The following is a 17,916-nucleotide window of genomic DNA, read 5'->3' on the forward strand; positions in this document are numbered from 1 at the left end:
CCTCCTTCTAAAACGATAAGTTTATATCTCGTTCTTGTCCTTGCGCTTGTGAGATATCATCCACGAAGGCTTTAAAGTTTTGATTGCCAATATTTACATTGAATACCGCGGGTTTGTTATGTGATCCGTAACTAACTTCATGTTGAACAACACCATCAATACTACCGTTCATTTGTGCCATTTTTCCACCAATATCAAAGTTCGTGGTCAAACGATCTGCCATTGACGAAACATTGCTTTGCACGGCACCAAAACCATTATTCAATCCTGCATTTAATCCGTCCATGATCGCATTACCAGCGGGCATTAATAATTTTTTATCAACACGCATTGGGCCTTTATGTTCGCGAATCCAATCACCAATCCCACTAACAAAATTTTTGACTTTACCCCAAGCAGATTTTAATCCGTTGAAGAATCCATCCATAATTGCTCTACCAATATCAAGCAAGTTTATATTTCGTAGTTGGTCAAAGGTATTACGAGCAGAGTTTACTAAATCCATGATACCTTGCTTAAAATTACTCCAAGCTTGTTGGGCACCTGCAACAATATTATTGAACGTGTTTATCGTCCATTGTTTTAAGTTATTCCAACCATTTACAGCGCCTTGAACAATATTATCAACAGTGTTTTTCATCCAGTCTTTAAATGACTGCCAAGCGTTTTTTCCAGCTTGTACCGCTGAATTGAAAGAATCAATTGTTCCTTGTTTTAAATTGTTCCAACCTTGTTTAACGCTAGTTACTATATTGTCGGTCGTTTGTGATAACCAGCCAGTAAAACTACTCCATGTGCTCTTGATAGTTGAAACTAAAGTGTTCCAGATATTTACCACAGTGTCTTTAAACGCTGTGTAATAGCCTGAAACGATTGATACAAATGTAGTCACAATCGTTGACACATTATCAGATAATGTCTGCCACAGCATTGCTGCATCCTCTTTTAATTGAGTGAAATCACCAGTAATGAGATCAGTTAGCAATAGCACCGGACCCATGACGATCGTTTTAATGACTTCCCATGCCGCACCTGCTATGGTACCGATTTGCGTCCACAGATTAGAGAAAAAGGTAATCATAGGTTGAAAAACCTCGGTGATAGCAGAAACATAAGGCGATACGGTTTCGATGATTGACCCCCATGTAGAAGATGCGTTTTCTTTTACACCTGACCAAATATTAGAAAAGAAGCCTTTCATGTCAGACCATTTACTTTTAATTTGGTCCGCCGCTTTGCCAGGCGCACTTTTTATTCCAGTGAATGCATTATCAGCACCTTTTTTAATCGAATCCCACGTTTTGCTAAACCATGAGGTTAATTTCCCCCACTTAGCTGTAATCCAATCAACTGCTACGCCTACTGCTTTTTTAATCATTTCCCATACGTCAATCCAGAAATCTCTAAACTTCTCGTTTGTTTTCCACAAATAAACGAACGCTGCAACTAACCCAACGATAGCACCAACAATCAAAACAAATGGATTAGCTGCCATGATAGCAGTCAAAATCTTAAATGTTGTCATTATGCCTTTGATCGCAGTAGCTAAGTTTTTAAACATTAAAATGACTGCGCTAATTCCTTTGAGTTGAATCATAAAGGCGGCCCATGCACCGATGATAGGTAACAAAATCGGAAGGAACGGTTGAATAGCAGTTACTACTTTACTGAAAAACGTCGCTAATTTCCCGATCCACTCAACTACAGTAGGTAAGATTGCTAGAATAACTCCAAACGCTACCTTAGCAATGCTTACGACCGTATCAAATATCTTTTTAAATCCAGTCGTGTCAAAACCTTCAAGTCCTTTTTTTAATGATTCCCAAATTTTCTTGAAATAGTCAATAACCTTCGTAGCTCCAGCCGAAATCGTAGAAACAAACTTATCAAAATTAAATTTTTCTAGTTTTCCGATGATTCCTTCCACAGCTTTAATACCAACACCAGAAACTTTGTCAAAAGCTGGTTGTAACTTAGTCACTAACGTTTCTTTTAATCCATCTACTGCTTGCCCAACCGTTTTATATTCGGTTGCCATCTTGCCAAACGTGTCATTTGTTCCTGTTTTAGTAACAGCGTCGAAAAACTCTTGTGTTTTGACAGTGCCATCCTGTACATTCTTAACCAATTCTGATGTGGTCATACCCATTGTTTTTGCCACAGCCGCCATTCCGGCTGGCGTTTGTTCTAACATCAACTTGAAGTCCATCCACTGGACTGTAGGTTTAGCTGCCATTTGCGTAGCTTGTTGACTCAACGTCTTCATAGCTTGTTTAGGGTTTTCAGCTGCAGCTGCTAGTCCACCAAAACCTTTTACTAGCTTGTTAGAAGACTTAATGCCAACTGCTTCTAACTGGCTGTATGTAGTTGCCATATCAGAAGCAGAGTAAATCGTCTGAGTTGCAAAGTCTTGCAATTCTTTCTTAACGCTAGCAATTTCACTTTTTGACTTACCTAGATTTTCCATATTGCCAGTAAATGTTTTCCAAGTAGCGGAACTAGCAGATAATTCAGCGCCTAGACCAACCACTGCATTTTTAGCAAGGTTAATACCGCCTTGAATAACGCTAAAAACGCCCATCCCCTTTGCTATATCAAGGATTGATGTGCGTGTCTTTTTTGAATTAGAATCTAAACTACTCATGGTTTTATCGGCGCTTTTCATCGTAGAAGTAAAATTTTTGTCCGTAGCCGAAAGAATCGCTTCAACCGAATAACTTTCCATATTTTCCTCCTTTCCTCAAGAGTTCACAAATTTAGGAGCTTCGTCTTTTACTCCTAAAATTTCTTTTTCGTATTTCTCTTTATCGAAAAATTTCTTAAAGGAGTTAAATACCGGAACAGATTTCTTACCACGCTGTTCAGTTGCTTGTACTTGCCAATTAGCCCATGCTTGCTGATGAATCAACTCCTGTTCATCAAGCCGTTTAAGCTGATAAGCGGTAAGCCTTAGCTCATACTCAGGCAGCGTCATGCGATCAATGGCTAGAAAGTCAGTGATTCCTAAATACCGTATGCAATTAAGCTGCACATCGTGATAAAAACCATTTGAATCTATTGAACTTCTTTCATTGTTTCCAACAGTTTCCCTGTTTTCGATTTGGTAAATTCCGACTTTTTTAACTCTTCTAGCACGATGTCGAAAAGTTTTTCGCTACCAATTTCTTCAACTAAACTCGCTAGATCATTCACACTTACCTTAGGCGATTCGGTTAAATTTGCTACTTTCAAAATTTCAATTAATGTTTCTACGTCCTTATTAAAAAAGTTAAGCAAAACATTATCCAAGCCCATTTTCACCGTCATGCCTTGCTCCGTTACAGAATAGCGACGGTTTAACTCTTGAATGAATCCAAAACCAAAAATAAATTTGTAATCTTTTCCATTAATCGTCTGTTCCATTAATTTTTCCTCCTAAAAATAAAAAGCACTCAATTAAGAGTGCTTAGCCTTCTGGTGGTACTGGTGTTTGTGCTGTTGTGTCTGTAAACGCGTATTGAACTGCATTTTGTTGTTCGGTTGTTAGTGTTGCATAGCCGTCCTGATGAATCATTTGCACGGCATATTCCAAAGAAACTTCAACATTATCTTCAGCAGAAGCCGTTTCTACATAGTTTGAGATATACACTTGCATATATTTGGCTGCAAATTTACCTGTATCGCCTTCTTCTGGTTCGAGTTTGTCGATGATCCACGTTTCCACCAACTTGTTGTTCATAAATGCATCGTAAAGCATTTTGAGAGTTTCGCTGCCACGTTCATATAAAGCAGTAGAGCTGAAATCATACTCAATTGCCCCTACAGTTTGTGCAGTGCCATCTTTGGTTTCAGTCGAGTCTGTATTACGTGACATTCCGAAAGTGTGTTCTGTTTGATACGTAACGACTTTTGCTGATTCTTCTGCTTGTTTTGCTAATTCGCGATACAGCAAAATAACATCAATACCTTTTTTTAATGCCATTTGTATTCCTCCTATAAAATTCTAAATTCAAGCGAAAGTATCGCTCGTTTTAGTGGCGTGTTCGTCGTCGTGTCATCCATTAAGCGGATATCACTTGCTTGAACATTTAACGACCACGAATAACCGTCTGTTGCTACTATTTTTAGTGCTTCATTAAAAAGAGCAGATCCCATGTCAGACACCTGCTTTCGTTTCTTTTGTAATCCCCACACTGAAATTGTTAAGTTAACCGTTCCTTTGATATCCGTCTTATTCGCTTCGTGGATCGTTTGCGTATCTTCAAATTCAACGAAGGGATATGGTACGTCATCAAGCGGTTTATAGTCATATGTCGAAAATTTCAATGCTAACGAACGTTTGAACATCTCATCAAAGATTGATTGATCACGTGTTTTAATCATTTCATCAACCTTTCTAAGTCAGACTTGAATTTTTTCTTTTGCAACCTATAAGCAGGCGCCATAAATGGTTGCGACGCCATGAAACGTGTCCCGTATTCAAGATACATTTTTTTGTTATCGCAAAGGCTTTTTATCCTCTGCTTCTTACTGTCACCAGTAAGCTCGGCATATATTTTCAACCATATCAAAAATGGTTGTCGACCACTCGTGGGAATATTGTATTCTATGCTTTTTGTGTAATAAAAAAGCATAGGTTCAATTCCTATGCTCTACGGTGCCAGCAATTTTTTAGTTTTGCTGATTACCTCGGTATTTTCTTACTTTTAACAGGTTCAAATAGTTCGGGTGGACGCATATCGCTTCTGTAATATCTGGAATGTAGTGTTCCGTAATTAATTCCTAGAACATCCGACCACTGTTTTATATTTTTTACCTCTCCATTCCATTCGATCCAAACAGTGCTTCTTCGGTTAGTCGCTTGCTCTTTAGCAGAAATCCATATGCAATTTTCTGGACAATACATACCATTCACATCAACTCTTTCAATAGTTAACGAATCGTTGTATCCGTGAGATAAAGCCCATGATTTAAACTTTTCGTAGTCTAACCAATCATCGCATACTGTGATTCCTCTACCACCATAGCGCTTGAAACTTGAGTTGTTTGGGTTTGTCGTTCTTTGCTTCATTCCTTGCCATGTCATGTGAAGGCGATTCTCTCCTCCGACCGTATCTCCGTGGGCAGTACGTCTTAAATTCAGAATGTCTTGTTCCACTTTTAAGCATCCACACGACTGGACATTTCCGCATTTTAAAGAATCGCTTCGAACGAGATGTTTATTTCCGCAATCGCATTGACATACCCAATAAGATTTTCTGCCTACTTTTTTAGCAGATAAACCTATTACAGTCAATTTACCAAAACGTTTTCCTGTTAAATCGTCAAACCCATTCCCTTTTCTTTCATGCGCATCGATAACTTCAAACATGATACCGCCTCCTTGTGCTAATTATATCATGTTCCAACTTCGATTGCACACTGTTATAATAAGATTTCTACCGATTTTGGTCGATTCCTAATCGTATGTTACCATACGCTCGCCCTATCTTAACAAGGCGCGTATTCAGCTCCTGCGATAGATCTCCCAACGTAGCCGCCGTTTGCAAGCTCCATAACGATTGAACGCTTTAGAAAGCCAGTATCCACCGGCGCGTTTCGTTGAGCGACATTTGTTAACTCAGCAGTATTATTTTTCACTACCTGTTTTACATCATTCATCGTTACATTCTTCTTTAGCTTGCTAGAAAGTTTATTTAGCCCAGTAATTTTAAATGACTTGGCCACCGCTCTCCACCTCCTGAACAATCAAACTATGCCGTCCTGACGGATTTCTAGCAGTGGTTTCCTTGAATGTCTTGCCATCAATCTCGATATGATCAAATTCAGGTAAAGAAAAAAGAGGCATGGTCCGAATGACCTTTGCCCCTTCTCTAACATCACCAAATACTTTTACACTACGCTCTGTACCAAGATCGGTCACATTCGCAACCGTTCCAGTTCGTTTTGCTTCGCCATCAACCCACTCACCAAGGTCAGGATCATAGTGGGAGTCCGTGCTATCTTTGATAAATGTAATACTTGTGTCGTATCTCAATATAGACGAAACCTCCCTCGCTTAACCTCTCCTTCATCGTCTTTTTGTGCATTTAACCAATCGTCAATCTCACCTTGATACTCGGCAAAATCAGACTCTGGGAACGCCATGGACAGGCCTTCTTGGCTGTAGGACTGCATACCCTCATTGCCGATGCGGTTGAATCGTTTAACCGTTACTTCGTAGACAATTGTTTCAAAGCTAATGGGCACTTCTGACACGCCCAGAATTGACGCTAGACGGCTTTTTGTTCGCCGTTCGATAACTTCTAACTTATCGTCTTGCGTACCGCCTAACAGCTTCTTAACGTCTTCTGCAATGGTAGCCATTTAACCACCTACTTTTTTCTTAACTGGTTTCTTTCGTGGTTTCTTCACTTGCTTTGTCGTTTCTTTTTCCACTTTATAAGCGGGCAAGTGACGACTTAACAGGCGACTCATTATGCACCAGTGGCCGGATCTTCGCCAACAGTTACTTTCACAACTTTTGTTAAATCGTAAAGGTATGCTGCATAGTGTTCGTCCGCTGTAATGACAGTAGTTTTTGTCACGATGTCACGATCAGATTCCACTTGTACACCACGTTTCATGACTAATTTAAGCGCCGGTTGGTTAGCCACGATCTTAAACATCAGCGCTTCACCTTGCGCCATTTTCTTAGAGCGGATAATTTGTGCGCCTAAAACGTCTGCGTAAGTTCCGTTAACCAACGCATTTGCACCGACTTCGGACCCAATTTTTTGAGCGTTGGCATCAGCACGCAATGCACCAGCATCAATTGGATTCATGATATATACATAAGCTTGTGCGTCCTCGTCGTTAAATACGTCCAAGACTGTTTGCACACCGGCAACAGTAGCGGGAGCTGTAGCTGTTTGTGTCGTCGTCTTTGCAGCGACAATCATGTCATCGTCCACTTTGTTTGCGATAGACAAGGCTAATTGCCGGCTAGATTCGCCCACCGGGTCGCCATAACCAGATAAAACAGCTTCATCAGTGATTTCCGTACCTTTTGCAGCCTTTTTCACGGTTACTTGTTTGGTAGATGTGCCGATTTTATCCAACGGAATCGCAGCACCTTCCGCCACGTCTGTTGCATCACCGATATAAGTGTATGCCGGGAAAGTTAGTGTATTCCCTGGTTGACCGGAAAGAGTTGCATCTACCTGCGCCAAAGGTGTAAAGCGCAATGCTTTTTGTAGTTGATATGATACGATTGGTGCTAATACTTCGGGATTTACTAAATCCGCTAACATTGTTTTTGTGTCTGCCATATTAATAGCCTCCTGTTAATTTTTTAAATTGTTCTGGGTCTTTTGTTGCTAACGCCGACTTTTGTGCAAACGGCATAGCATCAAACTGTTCTTGCGTGATAGCTTGCTGATTGCCCGGCGTGCGTTTTGGAGTGGAACCAGTGTTTCTTGCAATCTCCCATTTAGATCGTAGGTCTTGCGTGTAGTTGATTAGCGCTTTGACGTTTTTTAGCGTTTGTTGGTCGTCCTCTGCTACCACAATGCCTAAGATGTCTTTGCCGACTGTTAAACCAGCATCTTTCAAGACTTCATCAGCTTGCTGTGTGGATTCCGCAATCTTGATTTGAGATTTCAGTTTAGCAATCTCATCATCTTTTTCTTGCTGTGCTTTGGTCGCCTTCTCCTCATCGGACAACTCTTTCACGCCTTTTTTACCAGCATTTTCTAGTTCTTCAATGCGGGATATGGCTTGTTCAAGCTGCGTCTTAGTTTCCTTTTCAGCGGCAGTCTTGCTCGCCAATCTTTTTTGCAGTTTTTCAACGACCTTTTCAGAATCCAACTCTTTCTCATCAGTTTCAGTCTCCTCTGCAGCGGTTTCCTCTGTATGAGTTTCATCGGTTTCTGTTTCGTCTGCTGATTCAGCAAAAAATTGCAATCTCATTGGCAATAAAAATGGTGTTTTCATGTGTATTTCTCCTTCTCTCGCATTTTGTGGCATGGGAGCCATCTCGCATTTAGTTTTGATTGGTTTTGGGAAACCAATGGTTCTTTAACGTCTGCCAATAAAAGACAAAATAAAAATCCCTTAGTCAGTGACTAAAGACTTGATTTCATTGTATTTTTGCTCGATTGCTTTCAAGCGTTCGTATTCCAGTTTGGATATAGATATTTCGTTTTTATTTAGGGCTGTATTCAGTCCCATGATATAAGCAACGGATACATCAAAATAATCTGCCAAGTGCTCCCATGTTTCTTGTTTTGGCTGTTGAATGCCGTTTTCGTAGTTATTCAAAGATGCCCTTCCGACTTTAAAGCCTTTCTTTTGTAATTCTTCGCTTAAATCGCCGAGGCTTAGACCAAAACTTTCTCTTAGCTCTTTGAGTTTGTTCTTGTTGTCACTTGTGCCTTTCCCCGATATATAGGCGACTGACACGTCAAATATTTCTGCCATTTTTTCAAGTTTATCTATTTTAGGATTCATAGTGTTTTTCTCATATTTGTTTACAGAAGCGTCTGAAATACCTATTTTTTGAGCTAATTCTTTTTGAGTGAGGTTTTTCTCTTCTCTCAGTTCTTTAATTCTGTTCATCGCTATCACTCCTTAAATAGCTTTAACGACAGCTAACGAGACTTTGGATCACCACCTTTTCTTGGCAAAAGTGCTGTTAGGAATGACTTTTACTTCATCACCTAAACTATTTAGTGCTTCACCAAGAAAATTGGGATTTTCATCTGGAAGTTCCCTCTTCATTTCATTGATAAGGTAAAGCTGATAATTCTCGTCAAGTCCTTTAAAAAACTCAACAAATGCATTTTCGTTACTGCGGTTACTGTTTTCCATAACGTTCAGCTCCTTATGTTAAATAATGTTTTTGGCATAACATCTTTCTCTCCTTGTCACGCTCAATTAGGCTCCGAGCATAGTCCACCTGTTCCTCCGACTCAGTAAGTTCTGGCGGATACGTAATTTTAATCGTGACATCTCTTGATCGATCATCGTGTTTTGCTGAATTAAATTGAATAGTCTCAATCTTTTCAGAGTCAATATCATGCAAAAATTCAATCGCAGCTTCTAGCAATATTTCATTCACAGACAACGGCTCAGAGCTGAAAACTTCGCCATTAATTTTTCCATTGGTAATTTCACTTGCTCTTGCCTTCAACGCATCTGGAATAGGCTCTCCACACAAAGCGCAGGTTTTACTATTCATTGACCAATGCACACACATATTAATCATTCCTTTTCTTAATAGGTTTTTTTATAAACAACCTTCGCACCCATTCGCTCATACCAGCTAGTCGTTTCTAAAAGGTTAGGTAGTGTGTGGGAAATGATTGAGATCGTCAAGAAATCATCTTGTCCAACTTCAACATGAGCGTAATTGCCGTTCCAAACCGGCTTCAATTCATTGCTGATTAATTCTTTTTTGCTGTTATATATAGGATTCTTTTTCCATTGCGTACTATTTTCAGTTTCGATAGCTTTTTTATAAGCTTGGCCTAAGCCGTTTCCAACCTGAATAGTCAAAATAACTTCGTTGAAATCTTTCATCGTTTTCTATTCCTTTCTTTCTACATAAGGTGCTGTACTGCACCTACAGTTAGGGTGGATCGGCGCAGCGTTTAACCCCGATTCCATCTTCGCAACTTTAAATGTCTTACCGTCTAGTGGTTTGCATAACCCACACGCTGACGGTTCGGCTACAAACTCGAACTCTTCCACATCATTCTCAAAATATGATTTTTTCTGGACTTCTATCTGCACTCTCGCAGTCTCCGTCCGCATCAGCCGTTCAGCTTCATACTTACTGCTGTCAAATATGTTTCTCAGCTCTCTCGCTAGCTCTCGTGGATTTCTTCCTTGCGTGATACTCCTTACAAGCAGACGGTCTAAATCGGCTTTAAGCGCCTGATTATTGCCCCAGATACGTTCGGAAAAAGTTGCACCATTAAAACTTGCAAAAGCTACCGATTCCACAAAGTTTTGATAGCCTGAAAATACTGTCTCGCCTAAAATGCCGGCTTGACGTGTTGCCTCGGCTAATCCTGTTTTGGTGAGTGTATCGGCAGTGTACTGATCTACATCATCGGACAAAGCGACTAGCTCCAAGCCAATCTGTGACTTTAACAGCTCCAAACGGTTAACTCGCATCGTGACGTTGTAAAGCCTCAATTCGTCATTGGCTGTCTTGCTGAAGTCTTTGTCTTTAACGTACTGCTTCGCCTTTCTAGCAAAAGCCTTCACGTCCATCTCGTATGCCATTTTCTTAGCTTCGGAAAGTGTGACACCTTCTTTGCCAGAAAACCGTTCCCAGTTAGCTGAGATTTCTTTTTCGATTTGGTCAAGCGCTCGTTGGTATTTCTCAGCAATCACTTTAGACTGTTTCGCATCATCTTTAATCTGCTGAGCTATCCATTTTTCTTCACGTTTTCGCCAGTAATCTTGTGATTTCATAGGCTATTTATCCTGCGAGTAGTTTGGCAATCCGCAATTAGGGTGGTTAGTTACAGAAATCCTACTGCCGCCCCATAATAGCTCGTCAGTGAAAAAATCAGTGCGATCATGGCGGGCTCTTTTCTCTTTCGAGGTGATGGTGACTTCACGATACTCCCCTAATTTCCCTAAAGAAATTGCTTCTCCTCGAACAAGAGCCCGTACTTCATCCCCTGTTAATTCAAAATTAATTCTCGGCATCCTCATTTGCTCCCTTCTCAAAGTCATAAGCAACTTTCGGCTTTTGTGCATCAATCTTTTCCAACTCGGCTTTAGTATCTGACACGACAGACAAGACAGATAATGCTGTTTCTTCTGATGTAATTCCCATCAACATTTGAGCCGTTTCCGCTTGGCTCTTGATGTCTTTTGGCTCGTTGCGGGTAAATGTATACTCCAACTCTCGCCATGCGTTAGACTGGCTAGCAGGCACGTTAGTAGCAAGACTGCTAAATAGCTTATATCGCTTGTTTAGTGCCGATTGATACTTGCGCTGGAAGGCTAACGCTAGATTACTCATTGCCTCCAGTTTGTAAGCTAGAGCTGTGCCAGACGCTTGTCCAAAAGACTCATCGCTGATGTTTGCCACCATAGACGTTTGGAAAATTAGCTTTTGCAGGCGGTCTAGCAAGTGTTCCGTCTGCTCGTCGCTGTCTGGCTTATCTAAAAACTTCACATCCACACGAGTTGCTTCAGTGCCATAGTAGTTGATGATTCGGTTCTCACGGATTTCTTTTAGATCGTCACCATCTACTTCTGCGCCTAAAAATGCAAGATATTGGTCACTAAAGTATTCCACATCATTTGCTTTCTCGCTGATAGCTTTGTTAAACGCATTAAACAATGAGATGACCGACTCAAAAATACTCATGCGTTCCTCGTTGAAATAAAACTCGGTGACTGGCAACTCGCCATAATAATCGTCTAACTCCTCGCCAAACTGCAAAGCAGACGTAGATCCTGTTAGCTTGCGATTGCCATCAGGGCCATAATATTCACCTTGAAACACGTTATCATCATCTAGTCCATATCTGACAGCGAACAATGGTGCTTGCTTAACTGAGTTGTCATACACCATAAACATATCTTCTGGGCTGTTGTAAACCACGCACGTTTCTGTATTTTCATTTTGATACATAAACTCGTAGCAACGGCCATAAACGCAAGCCATTTTAGCAAGTTCTGACTCCTCGTCCTCCATGTCGTTTAAGCCGTCAAATGCTGTAATGGCTTGATTGTAAGCATCGTCTGGATGGCTCTTTTTAACCGGGATACCGTTAAAATAACCGGTAAATGTATCGGTGATGTATTTCGGGAAGTTGACTACTAGCCGATTGTCCGGCTTGTAGGCGTCCTTTTTAGCATAGTCGTAAATCTCCATTTGCCCTTTGTAGCAGTTCATCAAATATTGATACCTTGGCAATTCTAGCTGATGAATACGCATGAATTTGGCAATGACTTCTGGCGTAATGTCCTCGTCTCGGTCAAACGTCATGATTTTTGGTGGCGTTAGTTTATCGTTGTTTAATAGCAAAATTACAATCCTCCTTTAAATCCTTTGGCTCTCGCTTTAGGTTTGTGGTGTGTGTAGATTGCATAGCGCAAAGCGTCCAACACATCATCGTATTGCTTAATTGGTTCTCCACTCTTTTTATCCCAAACATATTGGTAAATCTCATCTCTAAACTTTGATACTTTGTCTCGGCAGACAAGTAATGAATTAGTCTTAAATCGTTTTGCAACAGCTTCGACACCCGACAATCTCGCTTTATCCGCATTAGATGCTCTGATATGCTCACGTTGGAATCTGGCTACGTGTTCCGGCCTAGCTGAATCGCAATAAAAAGGCACTCGTGAGCCGTATCGCTCTTGAATGCCTTTTGCTATGTCTACCCAATAATCAATCTCTTCAAATTGAGTAGCATGTTCTTCAATTAAATAAGATGTTCCGTCTGTTGTTTCACCTATTACTACGATAGATCCCCAATGCTCATAACCCCAGTCAACTCCACAATAAAATGTACAAAGCTGAGGTAGATCGCTCGACTGAATATAATGTTTATTTGCGTCAAAATCTTGATATACAACGCCTTCCGCAGATACCCACAGCCCCTTAATATCTCGGTCGTAAAACATACCGCTCGGCGTTGCATCTTTGATATTCTGTCGATAGCGATCAGATAAAAATGTATTGTCGTCCAACTCAAAATGAAATGACTGAATCGTTTCACTAGTATTGTCGATATATTCTTTTTTTAGCCAATGTTCCGGATTGTCCGGATTGGTATCGGCTAATATGCGTGCACCGGTTCCGGAGCAGCGAGAAACAATCTCTCCAAAAACCGACTGCACCGCAAGCGATGCTTCGTTGACGTACGCACCGTAAGCTGTCATACCTCGAATAGATTTGACACCGCCAACGTTACCTGTATACGCCTGCACGACTTTAACACCAAAAAGTCGGAAATTTCCATGCTTATCAAATTTCGGTTCAATGTTGTACGTGTTGTATAACTCCTGCAAAACATTTTTCTGAATCGTTGCAGAAGACACGCCAGCCAAAATATACATCGGCTCTTTCACGCCTTCTTGATCCGCAATCTTCCGTACTCGCCGTAACTCAAATAGAAAAAGATCGTTATTGATTTTCGTTTTTCCGGATCGTTTAGCGCCGTGCAAAAGTGTAATAAACCAATCAGTTTTGATCGTAGCTTTCAACACATCAATTTGTTTTGGATTATATACGTCAGTCAATGTCATCTAACTCACCACTAATCCGATTAAGTAATTCGTCAAGCTTATCTTCGGTAGATTCTTCATCGCCGCGTTGCAAGACTTCCAATTTCGCTTGCATCAGTTTGATTTCTGTTCTCGCTTTCTCTAGCTGTGCCTGAGAAAGAAGCGATTTGTATTTGAGATACAAGTCTAAAGCTTTGAGTTTGCTTTCTAAATCCGGCGTATACTCATACTCGATATGTTTGACGATTTCCCCGTTCTTTAACCTATCCATCGTCTTGCTGACGCCATTTTGTGTATCGCCTTGCCAAATACTTATCAATTCGTTTAAGGCATCATCTGCGGTTATTTCTCGCCGTTTTTCGATAGGATCTAGCCGTTTTTTGATATATTGCGCAATTCCAACATTTTCCAACAACCTATGCGATTGTGCTTTAGCATACTTTTCTGAATACCCAGCACTAATAGCCGCCTTGTATTTATTTCCACCATTGGCGATGTACTCATCGGCAAAGGCTTTTTGTCTCTTATTCAATTTTCCATCACCACCTTTCTTATGCAAAATAAAAAGACCACTCGGATGAATGATCTATTTTTCAGTATTTTGGAACTCAATATTAAGACTCACTTGGAAGCTACCACCTAAGTCACAGGTAGTGAAATCAACATTTGTTAATTCATCAACCTCAATCTGACTGATCAATTCCACTGCTCTGTCTAAAATTGCTTTTTGAATTACTGCCTTATCAACTTTTACTCTAATATCCTTCATCTAAATATTCCTCCCTGATGCAAAATAAAAAGACCGCAGAAGTGATCTTGATTATGTATTGGATAGACAGGGTTACCGATTCTATCCAAGCCATCGTGGAATTAGTTTAGCTACTAACTCCGACCATCTAACCAAATATGTATTGTCAGCAGAGGCGGTTTGGATTGTCCTTCCCCGCTTACTGACCGATAAGGCTATGACTAGATAGCTAATGTTTAAACGTTTCAGAATTAATCCATCAACGCCCAACGTTCCAACACGTTGTTTCCAAATGTGTAAAGAAGGAATCAACAATTACACACCTGCTGTCATTGCAGTGTTTAGTCAATTATGACCATCATTCAATTCCTATTAACGTGACCGGGATCGAACCGGCGACCTCTTGGCTATTCACCAAACGCTCTAGCCGCTGAGCTACACGCCACGACTTATAAAGAATACAATTAGGATGGTACGGATTATCAGTCCGATCATATTACGCCCGACTTAACTAGTATGCGGAATCAACCTAACGTTTCTAATGCGTTACGTCACTGGAGTGGCACCGCCCCACTCACATTACTAACTCGTCGTTAGCAACAGCCACTCTACCCGCTCGGATAGCCTTACCGCGTCTTCTACTTCCGCCACAGTGACATAAAGACGGCACGTGAACTTTAAAGGAAACGAAGTCTTTCAACTCCATTCTTATTTATTTTGTGCCGCCAGTGAGCTTCTAACTGCACCTAAAAGCTCGTTATATACATTGCGCAGATGTTGCCTTCTCTGTTTCCGCAGAGTGGCAGTGTAGTCAAAAGCGAATAACTTATCAAGCAAGACGTTGTAAGTTTAAAATTCAGAAAGGAGAAACTTTCATGTCAGTAAAAGGTTGAATCGTCCGCTTGATAAATTATCTACTATACCAGTTTAATACGTTTTTAGGGTGGTCTACCACACATTTTAGAACACTTTTCCTTGTTGAATTGCCAAACTTTCCAATATTTTGTAGCGTTTTTTATAAACAGCAGTCTTTGAACAATGAATATGTTCAGCGACTTCTCGCCATTCTAAATAGTTCAACTCTCCCCACATGTAAACGTCTACGATTTCTCTTAGCTCCTCACTGACTGATTTATAAGCTCTGCTAATATCCGCGTACAGCTTTGAGTAGTAGAGATAGCTCTTATTGTCTTCTCGCTTAATTAAATCGTTCAGAGCCTTCTCATTGTGTGTCCGACTACCTTTAATCCAACTGTTGACGTCTTCAGGCTTCCATTCTCTTGCCACCAATGCTTCAGCAATCTTACTTGGAATTTTGTGATACATTCTAAAGTCTTCTTCAAGTGCTGCTAATTGTGTTTTTGTTAATTCAGCCATTCCCCAACCTCCGAAAATTTGTTATAATTAATTGTGAGATTAATTACTAATTCTGCGTTTAGCTGAGGAGCTGAACGTTTTTTATTTATCTTTTTTTAATTTTTCAATTAGTTTTTGTTTCTCCATCTCCGCCTCCTATTAATCTAATAGCCTCTTTAATCTGCTCTTTCTGCCATTCAGTTAGATTAACAGACGTAAGAATTAAATCTTGCAGTCTGTCGATTGCTAAGTCGTTGTTGATCATTTTTCTTCCTCCTGTTCCATTCCCCATTCTGCAAAGGCTGCTAGGACTTGGTATTGTTGTGCTTTGGTTAGTCTCGTTCGCACGAACAGCTCGTGGATATTTATTGTGGAGTACACAGTCCCGAACGGGCTTGACCATTTAGTTCGCTTGTATGCTTCCTTCAACCACTCCAATACGACCTGCTGGTTTGGGTTGAGTTTCACCTCAAAGCCTCAAAGCCTTGAACAATCGCCAGTGCATAATTAAAACCCTCAACAAAACTGTGGTTCACCGTTCTAAATTCATCACTACTGGAAAAATTCTCTTCATGCAGTTTATCTGCTTCTGATTCCAAATATTCAAGTAATTCCATTTCACACCTACACTTTCTCGACTGTGCCGCCTGTTATATACGCTGTATACAATGCCGTTTCCTCGTTATCAAAGAGGATCGGCTTTTTCTTCGTACTGTCGAAAGCCCAATGTAACGAGTTGCCATATCCTGCTTCTATTGATGTCAGACAGTATTTTTGATCATTAATTATTTTCCACTTCGGCTCTTCCTCGACCTCGTAGCCTTTTCCCATACTTGTGATAAATTCGTATGCACGCGGATGTTCTATGAACCAACTTTCAAATTCAGTATATATAGCACCCGTCACTAAAGTTTTTTCATTCAATTCGACAGTAAATTCCCACAGTGAATTGCTCAAATTATGCTTATGCTCTTCAAACCAATCTGCTACGAATTGCTTCACTTTGACTTTTTGAGGTTCGTCAAGTTGTTCGACGTAGTTTATAGCAGTCATATAAGCATTAGCCTTTGACTCACATTCCATGTGTGCCCTTGTTAAAGGTTTGAAACTCCGTTGAAATGCAAAGACTTCGTCTAATTTATTATTTAATCGTTCAATTACTTCTTGTTTATTCATTTCATACCTCTTTTCTTACTTGATAGGCTGAGTTAGTTCACTTTTTTCAGCGCTCCGCTCGCCACGTGCTCTTCGCTGATTTTTGCAATATGCTCGCATAGTTCTTTAGGAATTCGGGATCGATCAACACTCCCCTTGATGCCTTGTGTTCCTGTCCGACTTCCCCGCGGCGCAGATACATGACAAGGCGCTCCATTTTTACACATTGGTTTGAATTGTGGATTAGGATGATTGGTCCAAATGTCAGTCGGTTTCATCCGTGTATCCCCATACTGGCAGTAAGTCACTGTGTACCTTGGTAGCTGCTGCATAAACCTCATTTTTCTGAGTCCACCACGCGGATTCTCGATGAAGTAAACCTTTGGATTCAAGTCTTTAATCAGTTTCAAAACATGCTGATTCGTCAAATCGCAAAACGAAGCATATTCTGATTTAGCCAATAGATTTCCATCTGCTTCTTTAGTACGATGGTGACTGATTGCTGCAATGCTATATGATGTACAATCAGGACTAGCCCATATCACATCTGGACGTCCTAACCGCGCTAAAATATCGTTTGCTTGTATTTTTGAGATATCGGCGTACCAATTGATGTTCTCGTGTTTCTTATCCCACTCGATTGAGTAGACTTCATGTCCGGCAGCTTCGAAGGCTTTTCCTATTGATCTGGTCCCTGCAAATAATTCTAGTATTTTCATAGATTCATCCTTCCTACTTAATTGGTGTGGCTTACAGAACTTACTTCCAGCTAAATTTCAATTTTTCTGTAGTATATTTCAGTCCCATTAATCCTGTCTTTCGCTCTTTGACGAACTCAACGCTAATTCCCGGTAGGCGATCCTTTAGTTTTGTTACCGTGCGTGGATCGCGTAGTCGTCGATTCAAGTATTCATCGTTTTCATGTAGTGATGTGGTTCTTCTTAATTCGATGTAATAGCCTGTATAGCCTTGCTGAGCTGATTTTTTAAATGTGTTAGGAAAATCATTCTTTTCAAACCAACGATCAAACCACGTATCAAAAGATTGATCGCCAGTGCTTTTTAATTCTTCAATTAGACTCATTCGCCGTCCTCCTTTGATAATTCGTTGATATATTTACGCTCGATTCCTTCTTTGTTATTCAAGTCAAATCTTCTCTTTATTTCATCAAAATGAAGGTCAACACAGGGCTTTCCATTTTTATAAATCGTCAATTCACGATCGGCAAACATTGCAGGATTACGTAAAATAAATCGATACATTTTAGTAATCCAGTTGTAGTGCCGAACGATTTCTGGTTTTTCACCTACTCGGCTGACATGCCAGCGATATTTTCCCATTACCAAAACCTCCTTGATAGTGGTCACTAGCTGACTGTTAGTTCTGCGAAAAGATTCCAATGCTCTTCACCTTTAAAGACGTTGTAAGGAATCGTT

Annotated in this window: 29 protein-coding genes and 1 tRNA gene; all 30 read right to left on the reverse strand. The window is 40.4% G+C overall.

Going from position 1 to position 17,916, the window contains the following annotated elements; translation table 11 throughout:
* Nucleotides 1-7: 7 nt before the first annotated feature.
* Complete coding sequence (locus tag P7D84_RS08140; RefSeq protein ID WP_311805944.1) at nucleotides 8-2,725, reverse strand: phage tail protein; 2,718 nt, start codon at nucleotides 2,723-2,725, stop codon at nucleotides 8-10.
* A 15-nt stretch (nucleotides 2,726-2,740) separates the two neighbouring features.
* Complete coding sequence (locus tag P7D84_RS08145) at nucleotides 2,741-2,974, reverse strand: hypothetical protein (RefSeq protein ID WP_311805946.1); 234 nt, start codon at nucleotides 2,972-2,974, stop codon at nucleotides 2,741-2,743.
* An 80-nt stretch (nucleotides 2,975-3,054) separates the two neighbouring features.
* Complete coding sequence (locus tag P7D84_RS08150) at nucleotides 3,055-3,402, reverse strand: tail assembly chaperone (RefSeq protein WP_311805948.1); 348 nt, start codon at nucleotides 3,400-3,402, stop codon at nucleotides 3,055-3,057.
* A 43-nt stretch (nucleotides 3,403-3,445) separates the two neighbouring features.
* Entirely contained in the window at nucleotides 3,446-3,961 is a 516-nt protein-coding gene (locus P7D84_RS08155; RefSeq protein ID WP_311805950.1) for a phage major tail protein, TP901-1 family, read from the reverse strand.
* Nucleotides 3,962-3,972: 11 nt separating this feature from the next.
* Complete coding sequence (locus P7D84_RS08160; RefSeq protein WP_311805952.1) at nucleotides 3,973-4,362, reverse strand: phage capsid protein; 390 nt, start codon at nucleotides 4,360-4,362, stop codon at nucleotides 3,973-3,975.
* A 301-nt stretch (nucleotides 4,363-4,663) separates the two neighbouring features.
* Nucleotides 4,664-5,350 carry a hypothetical protein gene (locus P7D84_RS08165; RefSeq protein ID WP_311805954.1) on the reverse strand — a complete coding sequence of 229 codons (687 nt, stop codon included), beginning with the start codon at nucleotides 5,348-5,350 and terminating at the stop codon, nucleotides 4,664-4,666.
* 119 nt (nucleotides 5,351-5,469) lie between these two features.
* Complete coding sequence (locus P7D84_RS08170) at nucleotides 5,470-5,706, reverse strand: HK97 gp10 family phage protein (protein WP_311805956.1); 237 nt, start codon at nucleotides 5,704-5,706, stop codon at nucleotides 5,470-5,472.
* Nucleotides 5,690-6,016 carry a hypothetical protein gene (locus P7D84_RS08175; RefSeq protein ID WP_311805958.1) on the reverse strand — a complete coding sequence of 109 codons (327 nt, stop codon included), beginning with the start codon at nucleotides 6,014-6,016 and terminating at the stop codon, nucleotides 5,690-5,692. The genes P7D84_RS08170 and P7D84_RS08175 overlap by 17 nt, the downstream gene beginning before the upstream one ends.
* Nucleotides 6,013-6,345 carry a phage head-tail connector protein gene (locus P7D84_RS08180; protein WP_311805960.1) on the reverse strand — a complete coding sequence of 111 codons (333 nt, stop codon included), beginning with the start codon at nucleotides 6,343-6,345 and terminating at the stop codon, nucleotides 6,013-6,015. The genes P7D84_RS08175 and P7D84_RS08180 overlap by 4 nt, the downstream gene beginning before the upstream one ends.
* 110 nt (nucleotides 6,346-6,455) lie before the next feature.
* The gene (locus P7D84_RS08185; RefSeq protein ID WP_311805962.1) at nucleotides 6,456-7,289 is read right to left on the reverse strand and encodes a N4-gp56 family major capsid protein; all 834 of its coding nucleotides are present in this window, start codon (nucleotides 7,287-7,289) and stop codon (nucleotides 6,456-6,458) included.
* A 1-nt stretch (nucleotide 7,290) separates the two neighbouring features.
* On the reverse strand, nucleotides 7,291-7,953 hold the full coding sequence (locus tag P7D84_RS08190; protein WP_311805963.1) for a capsid assembly scaffolding protein Gp46 family protein: 663 nt from the start codon (nucleotides 7,951-7,953) through the stop codon (nucleotides 7,291-7,293).
* A 120-nt stretch (nucleotides 7,954-8,073) separates the two neighbouring features.
* A complete protein-coding gene (locus tag P7D84_RS08195) occupies nucleotides 8,074-8,577 on the reverse strand; it encodes a helix-turn-helix transcriptional regulator (RefSeq protein WP_311805964.1) in 504 nt (167 codons plus the stop codon).
* Nucleotides 8,578-8,625: 48 nt separating this feature from the next.
* Complete coding sequence (locus P7D84_RS08200; RefSeq protein WP_311805965.1) at nucleotides 8,626-8,829, reverse strand: hypothetical protein; 204 nt, start codon at nucleotides 8,827-8,829, stop codon at nucleotides 8,626-8,628.
* 13 nt (nucleotides 8,830-8,842) lie between these two features.
* The gene (locus tag P7D84_RS08205; RefSeq protein ID WP_311805966.1) at nucleotides 8,843-9,199 is read right to left on the reverse strand and encodes a hypothetical protein; all 357 of its coding nucleotides are present in this window, start codon (nucleotides 9,197-9,199) and stop codon (nucleotides 8,843-8,845) included.
* A 35-nt stretch (nucleotides 9,200-9,234) separates the two neighbouring features.
* Nucleotides 9,235-9,540: a hypothetical protein gene (locus P7D84_RS08210; RefSeq protein ID WP_311805968.1), complete on the reverse strand. Its 306-nt coding sequence runs from the start codon at nucleotides 9,538-9,540 to the stop codon at nucleotides 9,235-9,237.
* A 6-nt stretch (nucleotides 9,541-9,546) separates the two neighbouring features.
* Nucleotides 9,547-10,443 carry a minor capsid protein gene (locus P7D84_RS08215; RefSeq protein WP_311805969.1) on the reverse strand — a complete coding sequence of 299 codons (897 nt, stop codon included), beginning with the start codon at nucleotides 10,441-10,443 and terminating at the stop codon, nucleotides 9,547-9,549.
* A 3-nt stretch (nucleotides 10,444-10,446) separates the two neighbouring features.
* On the reverse strand, nucleotides 10,447-10,683 hold the full coding sequence (locus P7D84_RS08220) for a hypothetical protein (RefSeq protein ID WP_311805970.1): 237 nt from the start codon (nucleotides 10,681-10,683) through the stop codon (nucleotides 10,447-10,449).
* Nucleotides 10,670-11,977 carry a phage portal protein gene (locus tag P7D84_RS08225; RefSeq protein WP_311805995.1) on the reverse strand — a complete coding sequence of 436 codons (1,308 nt, stop codon included), beginning with the start codon at nucleotides 11,975-11,977 and terminating at the stop codon, nucleotides 10,670-10,672. Before P7D84_RS08225 ends, P7D84_RS08220 begins: the two co-directional genes overlap by 14 nt.
* 41 nt (nucleotides 11,978-12,018) lie before the next feature.
* Nucleotides 12,019-13,242, reverse strand: coding sequence for a PBSX family phage terminase large subunit (locus tag P7D84_RS08230; protein ID WP_311805971.1), 1,224 nt, complete (start codon nucleotides 13,240-13,242; stop codon nucleotides 12,019-12,021).
* Nucleotides 13,229-13,753 carry a terminase small subunit gene (locus P7D84_RS08235; RefSeq protein WP_311805973.1) on the reverse strand — a complete coding sequence of 175 codons (525 nt, stop codon included), beginning with the start codon at nucleotides 13,751-13,753 and terminating at the stop codon, nucleotides 13,229-13,231. Before P7D84_RS08235 ends, P7D84_RS08230 begins: the two co-directional genes overlap by 14 nt.
* A 54-nt stretch (nucleotides 13,754-13,807) precedes the next feature.
* Nucleotides 13,808-13,990 (reverse strand): hypothetical protein, encoded by a 183-nt coding sequence (locus P7D84_RS08240; RefSeq protein WP_311805974.1) that lies wholly within the window; start codon nucleotides 13,988-13,990, stop codon nucleotides 13,808-13,810.
* A gap of 351 nt (nucleotides 13,991-14,341) precedes the next feature.
* Nucleotides 14,342-14,414 (reverse strand) — tRNA-Ile (locus P7D84_RS08245).
* Nucleotides 14,415-14,929: 515 nt separating this feature from the next.
* Complete coding sequence (locus P7D84_RS08250) at nucleotides 14,930-15,346, reverse strand: transcriptional regulator (protein WP_311805976.1); 417 nt, start codon at nucleotides 15,344-15,346, stop codon at nucleotides 14,930-14,932.
* Between the two features lie 103 nt (nucleotides 15,347-15,449).
* The gene (locus P7D84_RS08255) at nucleotides 15,450-15,590 is read right to left on the reverse strand and encodes a hypothetical protein (RefSeq protein ID WP_311805978.1); all 141 of its coding nucleotides are present in this window, start codon (nucleotides 15,588-15,590) and stop codon (nucleotides 15,450-15,452) included.
* The gene (locus tag P7D84_RS08260; protein WP_311805980.1) at nucleotides 15,587-15,763 is read right to left on the reverse strand and encodes a hypothetical protein; all 177 of its coding nucleotides are present in this window, start codon (nucleotides 15,761-15,763) and stop codon (nucleotides 15,587-15,589) included. Before P7D84_RS08260 ends, P7D84_RS08255 begins: the two co-directional genes overlap by 4 nt.
* Before the next feature lie 26 nt (nucleotides 15,764-15,789).
* Nucleotides 15,790-15,942, reverse strand: coding sequence for a hypothetical protein (locus P7D84_RS08265; RefSeq protein WP_311805981.1), 153 nt, complete (start codon nucleotides 15,940-15,942; stop codon nucleotides 15,790-15,792).
* A 7-nt stretch (nucleotides 15,943-15,949) separates the two neighbouring features.
* Nucleotides 15,950-16,501, reverse strand: a complete 552-nt coding sequence (locus tag P7D84_RS08270; protein WP_311805983.1) for a DUF1642 domain-containing protein — start codon at nucleotides 16,499-16,501, stop codon at nucleotides 15,950-15,952.
* Nucleotides 16,502-16,533: 32 nt separating this feature from the next.
* The gene (locus P7D84_RS08275; RefSeq protein ID WP_311805985.1) at nucleotides 16,534-17,199 is read right to left on the reverse strand and encodes a DNA cytosine methyltransferase; all 666 of its coding nucleotides are present in this window, start codon (nucleotides 17,197-17,199) and stop codon (nucleotides 16,534-16,536) included.
* Nucleotides 17,200-17,239: 40 nt separating this feature from the next.
* Nucleotides 17,240-17,563, reverse strand: coding sequence for a hypothetical protein (locus P7D84_RS08280; RefSeq protein WP_311805987.1), 324 nt, complete (start codon nucleotides 17,561-17,563; stop codon nucleotides 17,240-17,242).
* Entirely contained in the window at nucleotides 17,560-17,820 is a 261-nt protein-coding gene (locus P7D84_RS08285) for a hypothetical protein (RefSeq protein WP_311805989.1), read from the reverse strand. Before P7D84_RS08285 ends, P7D84_RS08280 begins: the two co-directional genes overlap by 4 nt.
* Between the last annotated feature and the right edge of the window lie 96 nt (nucleotides 17,821-17,916).

This window comes from Enterococcus dongliensis (genome assembly GCF_031927985.1).
Taxonomy (GTDB): domain Bacteria; phylum Bacillota; class Bacilli; order Lactobacillales; family Enterococcaceae; genus Enterococcus_A; species Enterococcus_A dongliensis.